Origin of the sequence: Mycobacterium sp., assembly GCF_035274705.1 — a bacterium.
Classification (GTDB): Bacteria; Actinomycetota; Actinomycetes; order Mycobacteriales; family Mycobacteriaceae; genus Mycobacterium.
In genome coordinates this window covers 127,925-140,543 of record NZ_DATENY010000018.1, presented here as the reverse complement: position 1 = coordinate 140,543, position 12,619 = coordinate 127,925, and the positions used below count along the sequence as shown (strand labels likewise).

The window sequence follows — 12,619 nt, the reverse complement described above, 5'->3', positions numbered from 1 at the left end:
GGAGGTTGCATGTCGTACGAAGGCACCGCAGAGCCGATCAAGATCGGCTATCTCATGGACTTCCGGCTGCCGGACCTGTATCCGCAGGAAATGAAGGAGGACCTCTCAAACCCCTTCGAGCTCATTTTCGGCGAGGCGCTGGAACAGGGGTTGATTGACCGTCCTATCGAGATCATCTACAAGGAAGTCGAGGGGCTTCCGAAGGGTTCGGTCAAGGCCGTGATCGATGCATACGGCGAGCTCGTCGACGAGGGGTGCCTCGTGGTGTTCGGACCGCACATCACCGATAACTGCGTGCCGACTCGCGAGGCCATCGAGGAGCGCTTCCGGGTGCCCGCGCTCAGCGTGACGGGCAGCGACGACTGGTTGGGGGAGTGGACGTTCGCGTTTCCCCAAGGGTCGTTGACCGACGAACCCATATTCTGGGCAGACCTGCTCGCAAAGGGCGGCCACAATCAGGTGGGTGTTCTCATCGAGCAGTCGCTGATCGGAGAAACCTACCTCAGAAACTTCCGAAGTGCCTGTCGGCGCAAGAACATTCGCATCGTGGCCGAGGCGACACTGGCCCAGACCGCACAGGACGTCACCGAAGCCGTACGCACCATGCACGAGGCCAAGCCAGATGCCCTGGTGCACTGTGGCTTTGGCTTTGGTATCGTGTTCCTCAACAACGCGCTCGAGTCGCTGGATTGGGATCCGCCGCGGTTCACCAGCACCGCCTTCCAGAACGCGTGGATCAACCCGATCATGTGGAACGCGTTCATGGGGTGGACCGGCGTCGACCAGTACGACGAGGGCAATCCCGTCGGGCAGCGGTTCCTCGATAAGTACGAACAGAAATACGGTCGCCGCCCGCAGTACTGCGTCCCAGTAGTGAACTGCGACGTCGCCACCGCGCTGCTTCGGGCCTGCACCGACGCACATCCGCTGAGCCCGCGCGGCATCAAAGAAGCGCTCGAGCGGGTGAAGATGATGCCCGCCGCCGCAGGCGCACCGGGCACCCGGGTCTCGTTCGGAAACTGGACCCGCCGCGCCTGGATGGGCGCTGGATATCTGGTCGCTCGACGGTTGGACGCTGACGGCGTCAACTCCCATCTCGTCGACCGCTTCGGTGAGGAGTAATGAAGATGACTACCGAGCGGATAACGCCGTCTGTCGAAAGCCCTGCGGTCAAAGCAAAGAAGGGCTCATGGAGGGGCGCGATCTGGGTCGTCGTCGCCCTCGTCCTGCTCGCCCTGATCGCGGTCAACGCGCGAATGGCTGCGGTATCACCCCGTATTCGCAATCCCGAGGTCGAGGGTGCGCCGCGACCCGTCGAGCCGCTGTTCGGCTACGACCATTGGCTTGGACTGTTCCAAATCTTCACCATCATCATGATGCTCATCATCATCACCGTTTACGTGGTGGCGTGGCGGCGGCACGGTGCGCACCCGGTGCTGTTGATGGGCATCGTCACGACGTTGATCGTCTGGCAGGACCCGATCATGAACTGGTCGCCGTTCGCCGTGTACAACCCGCAACTGTGGCACTGGCCCGAGGACTGGCCGCTGGTATCACTGTCACCCACGGTCGAGCCGTTCCTCGTCATCGGGTACATCATGTTTTACCTCGGCCCGTACTTCCCGGCCATCTGGATTCTGCGAAAGCTACAGGCTCGCAGGCCCGTTGACTCGTTTGTGTGGCGTCATCCGTTGATCAGCCTTGCGCTCATCATCTTGCCGATCGGGTTTGTCTTCGACATGATGCTCGAAGTCACGCTGGTGCGTACCGGCTTCTACATCTACGCACAGGTCATTCCATTCGGCTCGATCTTCGTCGGTGAGCCTTGGCAGTTCCCGCTGATCTGGGAGTCCCTGATGGTGACGTTCGTGATGATCCCGGCGGGCGTACTGCTCTACCGCGACGACACCGGCCGCACCGTTGCCGAGAAACTCGCGCAGCGCACGCGCATCTTCGCCAGTCGGCCCGCGCTGGGCATGTTCGTCGTCATGTTCGTGCTCATCAACCTCGCCTACTTCTCGTACGGCGCCGGGTTCGCGATCATCAAGTGGACCAGGACCGCGACCTCGGTCGCCTGCCCGTGGCCGTACCCGGAAGCGAAGGTTTATGACCCGCAAGGCTTTTACGAGGAGAACGGGCAACCGGGCCCATACTCGGTCGGTATCTGGTCGACCTGGATGAGCGCCCAGCCGGACGGGCGGCCGGACGTGCAGCTGGGCGCCGAGAGCGACCGGTGTGCCCCAGAAAGCCAGAATGGCTGAGCCGCGCACCGTCGTCATCACCGGCGCGTCAAGGGGACTCGGGCTCGCCTCCGCGTCTCACCTGTACCGCCGGGGCTGGCGTGTCGTCGCGGCGATGCGGTCGCCCGATGTGGGTATGGCGCGGCTGCGCGAGGCGACAGGTGCGACCGAGGACGACCCGCGATTGATCGCCGTCCCGCTCGACCTCACCGACGCCGCGTCAGTTACCGCCGCGGCCAAGTCCATCGAAGAGATGATCGGCGCTCCCTACGGGTTGGTGCACAACGCCGGCATCTCGGCGGCCGGAATGGTCGAGGAAACTCCCATGAGTCTCTGGGAGCAGATGTTCGCGACGAACATCTTCGGCCCGGTGGCGCTGACCAAGGCGCTGCTGCCGTCCATGCGGGAAGCCGGCCAGGGTCGGATCATCTTGGTGTCCAGCGCAGGCGGGGTGCGCGGGATGCCGGCGACAGCGCCGTACTCCGCCGTCAAGGGGGCGCTCGAGCGGTGGGGCGAGTCGATGGCCGGCGAGATCGCGCCGTTCGGTATCGGGGTCACGATCCTGGTGGCCGGTACCTACGACACCGACATCATCACCGACGCGGGCGCGACGGACACCCGCGATCTGGACGGGCCGTACGCCCGCCACCACAGCACGATGGACAAGCGTGGTCGGTTCGCGATGCGCGTCGCCGCAAAGTCGCCCGAGCGCTTCGCCGCCGGACTCGCCAAGGCGTTGGACAGTACCAAGCCATTCGTCAGGCGCCCAGTGGGTCCTGACGCGCGAATGCTGTTGATTACCAACCGGTTCGTCCCCGGACCCGGAATGCACCAGATGATACGGCTGATGATGGGCATTCCTCGGTTCGGCGCATTGCGAGGAAGCAAACAGCCATGACTGACGCTCCGACGGTTCACTTCGAATCAAAGATGATGATCGACGGAAAGCTCGTCGACGGTCAGGCAGGCACGTTCACCAACATCAACCCGGCGACCGAGGACCTGCTCGGCGAGGTCGCCGACGCCTCGAAGACCGACATGCACCGCGCCATCGACGCCGCCCGGCGCGCGTTCGACGAGACAGATTGGGCAACCAATCACAAGTTCCGCCAACGCTGCCTGCTACAGCTTCAAGAGGCGCTGGAGTCCGAACAAGAGGAGCTTCGAGAAGAGCTCATCCTCGAAGTGGGCTGCCCCCGCGCGATCACGCACGGGCCACAGCTCGACGCACCGCTCGCCGACGGGCTGCGCTTTCCGGCCAAGTTGATCGATGAGTATCCCTGGGAGACATCGCTTGGCGACGCCCTCGTGTCCGTCACCGGCATGAACACCACACGCAAGGTTTGGCGTGAGCCGGCCGGTGTGGTGGGCGCGATCGTCCCGTGGAACTTTCCATTCGAGGTCACTATTCAGAAGATCGGCCAGGCGCTGGGGACGGGCAACACCGTGGTGTTGAAGCCCGCGCCCAATACCCCGTACAGCGCGACGCGTCTGGGCCGGCTGATCGCCGAAAACACCGACATTCCAGCGGGAGTCGTGAACGTGGTCACCGCCTCCGATCATTTCGTCGGCGAGGAACTCACGCTCTCACCGAAGGTCGATTTGATCTCCTTCACCGGCTCGACGGTGGTCGGGCAACGGATCATGGAGAAGGGCGCCGCGACGATGAAGCGCCTCTTCCTCGAACTCGGCGGCAAGTCGGCGACCATCGTCCTGGAAGACGCCGACTTCGCGCTGGGCTGCATGATGGGCATCGCGCCGTGCATGCATGCCGGCCAGGGCTGCGCTAACCCGACGCGGCTGTTGCTGCCCCGGTCAAGATACGACGAGGGCATCGAGATGCTCAAGGGCATCTACGAAGGCGTTGCACCTGGTGACCCCCAGGATCCCGGGACACTGTGCGGTCCGGTCATTTCGGACAAGCAGCGCAGCCGGATTCGCGGATACATCCAGAAGGGTGTCGACGAGGGCGCACGGTTGGTGGTCGGGGGTGCCGAGCAGCCGGAAGGCCTCGACAAGGGGTTCTTTGTCAAACCGACATTGTTCGCCGATGTCGACAATTCGATGGCGATCGCCCAGGAAGAGATCTTCGGCCCAGTGCTCGTCGTGATTCCGTTCGAGGACGAGGACGACGCGGTGAGCATCGCCAACGACAGCCCGTACGGCCTCGCGGGCAACGTGATGTCGGGTTCACTCGACCATGCGCTTGCCGTGGCCAAGCGCCTTCGTGCCGGTTTCCTCGGCATCAATGGTGCCGCGGGCTACGGCGCCGACACCCCCTTCGGCGGCTATAAGGCGAGCGGCGTCGGCCGCCAGAACGGTGTGGCCGGGTTCGACCAGTACACCGAGGTCAAATCCGTCGCCTATCCAGCAGGTTAAGGAGCATTCTGTGCAGCTTTTCGGTGATCTCGAGGACTTCGGCGAGTTCGACGATTTCGTGTCGGGCGACGTGCGGGATCCGTACACGGAACTTGCCCGGCTGCGGCGCGAGGAACCGGTGCAGCGGATCGAGATTCCGGGCATGCCGGGCCAGGCGGGCAAACCCATCTTCATGGTGTATCGCTATGAAGACGCCCAGCAGATGTTGCGGGACAACGAGACTTTCTCGTCCTCGATCATCATTCAGGCATTCGGCGATGTCTTCGGCAAGCACGTGATGCTCGGCATGGATGAGCCGGAGCACGGCAGACACCGGGCGCTCGTGTCAAAGGCGTTCTCACAAAGGGTGTTGGCACGTTGGGAAGACGAGCTCGTCAGCAAGGTGGCCAACGAGTTGATCGATGCGTTCGCGGAACGGGGCAGTGCGGATCTGGTGAAGGAATTCAACTTCCCCTACCCGACACGAATCATCGCCCGCCTCTTGGGCCTCCCGCAGGAGGACTACGCGCAGTTCCAGCGCTGGTCGATCTCGTTGCTGTCCTTCACCGTGAACCCTGCGCGCGGCCGCGAAGCGTCCCAGACGCTGGCGGAGTACTTCAGGCCGATCCTGGCGGCACGTCGGGACGAACCGCAAGACGATCTGATCAGTGGACTGGCGGCGGCCGAAATCGATGGCGAGAAGCTGTCGGACGAGGAGATCTTTTCATTCCTGCGACTGCTGCTTCCGGCGGGTGTCGAGACCACCTACCGCTCGCTCGGGAATCTACTGTTCGGCTTGCTATCTCATCCCGATCAGCTCGACGCAGTCCGTTCCGACCGGTCATTGATTCCGCAGGCGATCGAAGAGGCGGTGCGGTGGGAGCCGCCACTGATCATGATCACGCGTGTGGCCAACAAAGACACCGAACTCGGTGGAGTGCAAATTCCCGCGGGCTGTTCGGTGATGCCAGTGCTTGGTGCGGCCAACCGGCAGGACGAGCGTTATGCGGATCCGGACCAGTTCGACATTTTCCGGGACGTCAAACCGAATATCGGCTGGGGACACGGCGTTCACGTGTGCCTCGGCATGCATCTGGCGCGCCTGGAGATGCGAGTGGCGCTGAATCTCTTGCTCGATCGCCTACCCAATCTGCGAATGGATCCCGCGGGCGATGACCCTTACATCCGCGGCCAGGCCTTCCGCTCGCCGACGTCGGTACCGGTGTTGTTTGGATGAGCAATTCTTTTCGCGAGGAGACGCAAAAGGCCCCAAAATGGCCCGAAATTGGGTGCATTTGCGTCTGCTCGCGCAGAAACAGGAGTGCGTTGTGACCGATTTCGAGGCAGTGGACTTCTTCACCGACGAATCACTCGTCCCGGACCCGTATCCGTACTTCGACTACCTGCGATCGAAGTGCCCAGTTGTATCCGCGACCCCCTTTGGTGTGCTGGCCGTCACCGGCTACGAGGAGGCGCTGGCGGTTTACAAAGACCCCGCCTTCTCGTCATGTGTCTCGGTTGCAGGCCCGTTCTCGGGGATGCCGTTCGGCCCCGACGGCCGCGACGATGTGTCAGAGCTCGTCGAGCAATACCGCGCCCAGGTCCCGATGGCCGAACACATCACGTCCCAGGATCCACCGCTGCACACCCGCACTCGTGGCCTGTTGAACAGGCTCATCACGCCCAAGCGCCTCAAGGAAAATGAAGAATTCATGTGGCGGTTGGCCGACCAACAGCTCGACACATTCATCGAACGCGACGGATGCGAGTTCTTGGCGGACTACGCGAAACCGTTCTCGCTGGTCGTCATCGCCGATCTCTTGGGCGTGCCGCTGGAGGACCACGAGGAGTTCAAGGCGGCATTTGCGCTCGAAACAGTCGGTGAGTTGGGCAAGAAGGCACCCACCTCCCACAATCCGCTGCAATGGCTCAACGACAAGTTCTATGGCTACATCGAAGACCGCAGGCGTACGTCGCGCGACGATGTGCTGACCGAGCTGGCGCAGGCCAAGCACGACGACGGATCGACGCCCGAGATCGAAGACGTCATCAACGTGTCGACATTCCTGTTCGCCGCCGGTACTGAAACAACGACGAAGCTCGTCAGCTCCGCGGTACGAATCATCGGAGAGAATCCGGACTTCGAGGCTGCCCTACGCGACGATCGCAGCAAGATTCCAACGTTCCTCGAAGAGACATTGCGGATGGAGAGCCCGGTCAAGGCCCACTTTCGAATGGCGCGCAAATCCACCACGGTCGGCGATGTGCAGGTCCCGGCTGGCACGACGGTCATGCTGCTGCCGGGGGCATGCAATCGCGATGCGCGAAAGTTCGACGACCCCAATACATTCCGAGCCGATCGGCCAAACGTGCGCGAGCAGATCGCGTTCGTGCGTGGTATCCATTCGTGTCCCGGAGCGCCGCTGGCGCGGACGGAGGGCCGGATCTCGCTGAACAAGATTCTCGACCGGATGGCCGACATCAGGATCTCCGAGGAGCACCACGGTCGGGCCGATGCGCGTCGCTACACGTACGAACCCACGTTCATCATGCGCGGTCTCACCGAACTGCACCTGGAGTTCACCCCGATCGGATGACTCTGCGTTTACGACGTAGATGTGCGACTTGAAGTCAAGCGGTCAGTGCAACTTCGGGCTATGCCGTAACGGCCGCGGCGATCGCGGCGGCGGAGCGGTCGACGTCCTCGTCGGTCGTTGCCCAGTTCGAAATAGATACCCGCAAGACGTACTCACCGTTCCATGTGGTCCCGCCGAGCCAACATGTTCCGTCGCGCTGGATCGCGGCGACCGCGGCGCGGTTGGCGTCGTCACCGCCGGGTAGGCGCACCAGCACTTGATTCAGCACGACGTCGTTCAGCACCTCCGCGCCGGGAATGTCATTCAGCTGCTTGGCCATTCGGCGTGCCTGGGCACAATTGCGTTCGATCATTTCTGCGACACCCGCGCGACCCAGTGAGCGGATCGCGGCGTAGATGGGGACCGCGCGAGCACGCCGCGAACTTTCCGGCACGTAGTTCGTGTTGTCGCGCTGCCCGGCGTCGGCCACCAAGTACGGGCCGGCCAAGCTCATCGCGGCCAGGTGCGCGTCCGGGTCGGCGACGATCGCCATCGCGCCGTCGTAGGGCACATTGAGCCACTTGTGAGCGTCGATCGCCCAGGAGTCCGCCCGCTCGACGCCGGCAGTGAGGTGTCGGGTGGCCGGTGCGGCGGCCGCCCACAGGCCGAATGCCCCGTCGACGTGCAACCACGCTCCGTGTTCCGCGCACGCATCGGCGATCGGTCCGAAGGCGTCGAACGTGCCCGTGGCGACGTGGCCGGCCTGTGTGCAGACGATGGTCGGTCCGTCGTTGGCGGCCAACGTCTTTGCGAGTGTGTCGGGGTCCATCCGGCCTTGGTCGTCGGCGGGTATGCGGATCGCGGTATCCGTGCCGAGACCCAGCAGTCGTAGCGCGGTGTAGATGGTGGCGTGGGCCTGTTCGCCGCACAGTATGCGGACGCCAGGCGCACCAATCAGTCCGTCGCGCTCCACATTCCAGCCCACGCGCGAGAGGACAGCGTGGCGGGCGGCGGCCAGACACGTCGTGTTGGCACCCTGGCCGCCGGTGACGAAACCGACGCTCGCCGTATCCGGTAATGCGAGCAGATCAAGCGTCCATGCCGACGCAATCTCCTCGATCGCCGCCGCGGCCGGCGAGAGGGAGTGAAAGGCTGCGCACTGGTCCCAGGCCGACACCAGCCAGTCGGCGGCGAGCGCGGCGGGCAGCGCGCCGCCGATGACAAAGCCGAAGTGGCGTGGACCCGCGGTCGCGACGAGACCCGGCTCGGCGCCGGCGGCCAACGCATTGACCACCGCGACGGGGTCTTCGCCCTGCTCAGGCAACGGCCCGCCGAGGACACTGCGGATGGCTGCGGCATCGGCGCGGGCGGCGACCGGGCGCTCGTCGAGCGTGGCGAGAAACACCTCGGCGTGCTCTGCGGCGGCGCGGAGGCCGGACATGCGGTCAGGCATTGGCCAGGTGTTGACCGAAGAACGAGAAGACGCGCGACCAGGCATCCTCGGCCGCGGCTTCGTTGTAGCCGAAACCGGTGATGCGAAGCAGCGGCTGGCCGGGAAGCTGGTTGGTGAAACTGTGCCCGGCATCGGGATACACCTTGATGTCGGCGGTGATGCCCTTTTCCTCGACCACTCTGCGCAGTCGAGCCGGTGCGCCGATTCCGAGCGGGTCGCGGCGCCCGAAGCTGGCGACGATCGGGCACGCCCCGTCCAGCGTCGCGCTCAGGTTCCGCGGCAGCGGGGTGCCGTAGAAGGGTGCGGAGGCGCCAAATCCTTTGGGAGACATGACCAGTGCGAACTGTCCACCCATGCAGAAGCCTGCGATGCCGACCGTGCCGGTGCATTGCGGCATCTCCCGCAGCTGATTGCGAGCGGCAATGATGTCGTCGAGCGCGCGGCCGCGCTTTGTCAGCAACTCGCGAAAGACCCGTGTTATGCAACGTGCGCGGCCGCCGCGTGAATACAGATTCGGCGTTATCGCCAGGTAGCCGGCCGCGGCGATACGACGCGAGATCGACTCGTTGTCGGGGCCGTAGCCGATCGCGTCGTGAACCACGACCACACCGGGCCAAGGTCCCTGACCTTCGGGCGTACCCAGCAGCGCTTCGATGGGTCCGTCAGGAGTGTTGATCTCGATGATCGTCACCCAATAGAACCTAGTCGGGTTTACGTCCTGGCATGGCTAGCACTCCCATTCGCCGGTTGTAACGCCATGGCGCGATTCGGGCAGATTTCTCGCCGTGGCGTTACTTTCGGGGATGGAGGCCACGGGGTGCGACGTCAACCGCACCTCGGCTTCGGCGTGTACGAGCACCCACACCCAATGCGCTCGATGTACTTCGTGTAGGCGTCTGTGATCAGTTGTCGAATTCCGGACAGGTCAGCCGTGGTGGCTCGTCGTATCGACGTCCCACTCATGCGGCCAGCCTAGGCTGGAACCCGTGCGCTCAACACCGAAGTGCTGGCTCACCGACATGGACGGCGTCCTCGTCCGCGAAGAACACGCCTTGCCAGGGGCTGCTGAGTTTCTGCAGCGGCTGGTCGAGCTCAAGCGGCCGTTCCTCGTGCTGACGAACAATTCGATCTTCACGCCGCGCGATCTGTCCGCGCGGCTGTTGCGTTCCGCCCTGAGTGTGCCGGAGGGCTCGATCTGGACGTCGGCCCTGGCCACAGCGGCCTTCCTGGCGGACCAGCTGCCCGGCGGGTCGGCATACGTCATCGGCGAGGCCGGGCTCACCACCGCGCTGCACGAGGTGGGCTACACGCTGACCGACGTGGAACCCGACTTCGTCGTACTCGGCGAGACGCGGACGTATTCGTTCACCGCGATCACCAAGGCGATCCGGCTGATCCTCGGCGGTGCGCGATTCATCGCGACCAACCCCGACGCCACCGGCCCGTCGGCTGAGGGACCGCTTCCTGCCACCGGCTCGGTGGCCGCGATGATCACCAAGGCCACCGGCCGCGAGCCGTACTTCGTCGGCAAGCCGAATCCGATGATGTTCCGCAGCGCGCTCAACCGGATCGAGGCCCACTCGGAGAGCACCATGATGGTGGGCGATCGTATGGACACGGACGTCGTCGCCGGCATCGAGGCAGGTCTGGACACTGTGCTGGTGCTGACCGGGTCGACCACCGTCGCTGACATCGAGCGGTATCCATTCCGTCCTGGTCGCGTGCTGGACTCCATCGCCGACTGCATGGAACTCGTTTGAGCCGCCGACCTGGCGACGGAAGTGATCGAGAGGTGAGCAGGTTGGCCGAACCGATCGACGAGCATTTCATCACGACCGTCTCCGCGATGAGTACGTCGGCGGGGGAGCGCTCGCACGGCGATGTCGTGCGTGACGGTTCATCGCTGAGCGTAGGACAGTGTTTGGCGCTGTTCGACGCTCAGCTAGGCAGCCGTCACCTCGATCTCGCGGCCCGCTGGTTACGGGCACAGGGCAAGGGCTACTACACCATCGGTTCGTCCGGGCATGAAGGCAACGCCGCGGTCGCCGCGGCGCTTCGTCCCACCGATCCCGCATTGCTGCACTATCGCTCCGGCGGCTTCTTCTTGGCCCGCGCTGCTCAGGTCGGCGGCCGAGATCCGCTGCGCGACATCCTGCTTGGCGTGGTGGCCGCCTCCGAGGAACCGATCTCCGGTGGGCGACACAAGGTGTTCGGCCGCCACGACCTCAACATCATTCCGCAGACATCGACCATCGCGTCGCATCTTCCGCGGGCGCTCGGCGTCGCGTTTTCCATTGCGCGCGCGAAGAAGCTGGGTGTGGCGTGCCCATGGCCCGACGACGCGATCACGATCTGCAGCTTCGGCGACGCGTCGGTGAACCACTCAACCGCGGTCGGTGCCATCAACGCGGCGCTGCACTCGGCGTATCAGGGTGTGCCGATGCCGTTGTTGTTCGTCTGCGAAGACAACGGGATCGGCATCAGCGTCAAGACTCCGCGAGGATGGATCGAGCACACTTACGGAAACCGCGACGGGCTGCAGTATTTCGACGCCGACGGCTGCGATCTGCCTGCGACGTTCGACGCTGCGGCGGCCGCGGCATCCTGGGTGCGATCGCACCGGCGTCCGGCGTTCCTGCATCTGCGAATGGTCCGGTTGATGGGTCATGCCGGGTCCGACTACGAGCCTGCTTACCGTCGCCCCGACGAGATTGCCACCGACTACGAGCGGGATCCGGTGCTGCACACCGCCGAACTTTTGGTATCTGAGGGCGTGCTGACGCCGAAGGAGGTGATTGATCGCTATGAGGCCAAGCGCGCCAACGTCATTGACCTAGCGGCTCAGGTCGGCGATCTACCACAGCTCGATGATGCGCGGACGGTGATGAAGCCCCTGCAGGACGCACTTGAGGAAGCCGTTGCCGCCTACCCGGCGTCCCTGGCCGCGGCGGTGAGGGCAGGCGATCCGAACGCCCCTTTGACGGTTGCACTCGCGATAAACCGTGCGCTGCACGACATCTTGGACCGGTATCCGCAGGTAGTGATCTTCGGCGAGGATGTCGCCCGGAAGGGCGGCGTGTACGGCGTCACCCGTGGACTTCTCGGCAAGACCAGTTCGGCACGGGTATTCGACACGCTGCTCGACGAGCAGTCGATCCTGGGCCTCGCGCTTGGCGCCGGAGTGTCTGGGCTCCTGCCGATTCCGGAGATCCAATATCTGGCGTACTTCCACAATGCCGCGGACCAAATTCGCGGTGAAGGTTCGACGCTGCAGTTCTTCTCCAACCGGCAATACCGCAATCCGATGGTGGTCCGGGTGGCAGGTTACGGATACCAGAAGGGCTTCGGCGGGCACTTTCACAACGACGACTCCATTGCGGCGATCCGTGACATCCCCGGAGTCGTGATCGCATCACCGGCGCGCCCGGACGATGCGGCGGCGATGCTGCATACCTGCGTCGCCGCTGCGAATGTGGCGGGCATCGTGTGCGTCTTCCTCGAACCCATCGCTCTCTACCACACCCGCGATCTGCATGACGAAGGCGACGACGGCTGGCTCGCGTCGTATCCGGTCGAAGGTGTGCCGATCGGCCGCGCGCGCACCTACGGCGACGGGCTGGATCTGACGGTGCTCACCTTCGGCAACGGACTACGGATGAGCCTGCGGGTGGCCCAAAGGCTCGAGTCACTTGGCATCCATGTCCGGGTTGTCGACCTGAGGTGGCTGGCGCCGCTGCCGGTGGAGGACATGCTTCGCGAGGCCAGCGCCACCGGGCGGGTGCTGATCGTCGACGAGACCCGGGCGACGGGAGGAGTGGGCGAAGGCATACTCGCCGAGCTGCTGGAGCACGGCTATACCGGCGTGGTGGAGCGCGTGGCCAGCAAGGACAGCTTCATCCCGTTGGGCGATGCCGCGCTCGAGGTGCTGCTGTCGGAGGACACCGTCGAAGCCGCAGCGATCAAACTCGCCGGTGCGGGCGCTTGATAGCTTG

General features: G+C 64.2%; 10 protein-coding genes. 8 read left to right on the top strand and 2 right to left on the bottom strand.

The annotated features are described in order from the left end of the window. The first annotated feature begins 9 nt into the window (after positions 1-9). The 6 genes from VJV41_RS05125 (at position 10) to VJV41_RS05100 (ending at position 7,195) form a co-directional block, all read left to right on the top strand. On the top strand, positions 10-1,122 hold the full coding sequence (locus tag VJV41_RS05125) for an ABC transporter substrate-binding protein (protein ID WP_325331754.1): 1,113 nt from the start codon (positions 10-12) through the stop codon (positions 1,120-1,122). 5 nt (positions 1,123-1,127) lie between these two features. Further along, positions 1,128-2,261 (top strand): spirocyclase AveC family protein, encoded by a 1,134-nt coding sequence (locus tag VJV41_RS05120; RefSeq protein ID WP_325331752.1) that lies wholly within the window; start codon positions 1,128-1,130, stop codon positions 2,259-2,261. Continuing rightward, positions 2,254-3,138 (top strand): SDR family oxidoreductase, encoded by an 885-nt coding sequence (locus VJV41_RS05115; protein WP_325331751.1) that lies wholly within the window; start codon positions 2,254-2,256, stop codon positions 3,136-3,138. Before VJV41_RS05120 ends, VJV41_RS05115 begins: the two co-directional genes overlap by 8 nt. Continuing rightward, the gene (locus VJV41_RS05110) at positions 3,135-4,619 is read left to right on the top strand and encodes an aldehyde dehydrogenase family protein (RefSeq protein WP_325331750.1); all 1,485 of its coding nucleotides are present in this window, start codon (positions 3,135-3,137) and stop codon (positions 4,617-4,619) included. Before VJV41_RS05115 ends, VJV41_RS05110 begins: the two co-directional genes overlap by 4 nt. A gap of 10 nt (positions 4,620-4,629) precedes the next feature. Further along, a complete protein-coding gene (locus VJV41_RS05105; RefSeq protein ID WP_325331748.1) occupies positions 4,630-5,835 on the top strand; it encodes a cytochrome P450 in 1,206 nt (401 codons plus the stop codon). Positions 5,836-5,926: 91 nt separating this feature from the next. Continuing rightward, the gene (locus VJV41_RS05100) at positions 5,927-7,195 is read left to right on the top strand and encodes a cytochrome P450 (protein ID WP_325331746.1); all 1,269 of its coding nucleotides are present in this window, start codon (positions 5,927-5,929) and stop codon (positions 7,193-7,195) included. Between the two features lie 58 nt (positions 7,196-7,253). On the opposite strand, the gene VJV41_RS05095 is transcribed toward VJV41_RS05100, so the two are convergent. Both VJV41_RS05095 and VJV41_RS05090 read right to left on the bottom strand, forming a co-directional pair. Further along, positions 7,254-8,627 (bottom strand): pyridoxal phosphate-dependent decarboxylase family protein, encoded by a 1,374-nt coding sequence (locus tag VJV41_RS05095; protein ID WP_325331744.1) that lies wholly within the window; start codon positions 8,625-8,627, stop codon positions 7,254-7,256. Beyond that, positions 8,620-9,318, bottom strand: a complete 699-nt coding sequence (locus tag VJV41_RS05090) for a dienelactone hydrolase family protein (RefSeq protein ID WP_325331742.1) — start codon at positions 9,316-9,318, stop codon at positions 8,620-8,622. Before VJV41_RS05090 ends, VJV41_RS05095 begins: the two co-directional genes overlap by 8 nt. Before the next feature lie 295 nt (positions 9,319-9,613). Here VJV41_RS05090 and VJV41_RS05085 point away from each other — a divergent pair, with 295 nt between their 5' ends. Both VJV41_RS05085 and VJV41_RS05080 read left to right on the top strand, forming a co-directional pair. Beyond that, positions 9,614-10,387 carry an HAD-IIA family hydrolase gene (locus VJV41_RS05085; protein ID WP_325331740.1) on the top strand — a complete coding sequence of 258 codons (774 nt, stop codon included), beginning with the start codon at positions 9,614-9,616 and terminating at the stop codon, positions 10,385-10,387. Positions 10,388-10,428: 41 nt separating this feature from the next. Next, a complete protein-coding gene (locus VJV41_RS05080) occupies positions 10,429-12,612 on the top strand; it encodes a thiamine pyrophosphate-dependent enzyme (RefSeq protein WP_325331738.1) in 2,184 nt (727 codons plus the stop codon). The last annotated feature ends 7 nt before the right edge of the window (positions 12,613-12,619 follow it).

Coding starts and splice junctions, on each gene's coding strand:
- VJV41_RS05125 (WP_325331754.1), top strand. CDS start 10: ATGTCGTACGAAGGCACCGCAGAGCCGATCAAGATCGGCTATCTCATG.
- VJV41_RS05120 (WP_325331752.1), top strand. CDS start 1,128: ATGACTACCGAGCGGATAACGCCGTCTGTCGAAAGCCCTGCGGTCAAA.
- VJV41_RS05115 (WP_325331751.1), top strand. CDS start 2,254: ATGGCTGAGCCGCGCACCGTCGTCATCACCGGCGCGTCAAGGGGACTC.
- VJV41_RS05095 (WP_325331744.1), bottom strand. CDS start 8,627: ATGCCTGACCGCATGTCCGGCCTCCGCGCCGCCGCAGAGCACGCCGAG.
- VJV41_RS05110 (WP_325331750.1), top strand. CDS start 3,135: ATGACTGACGCTCCGACGGTTCACTTCGAATCAAAGATGATGATCGAC.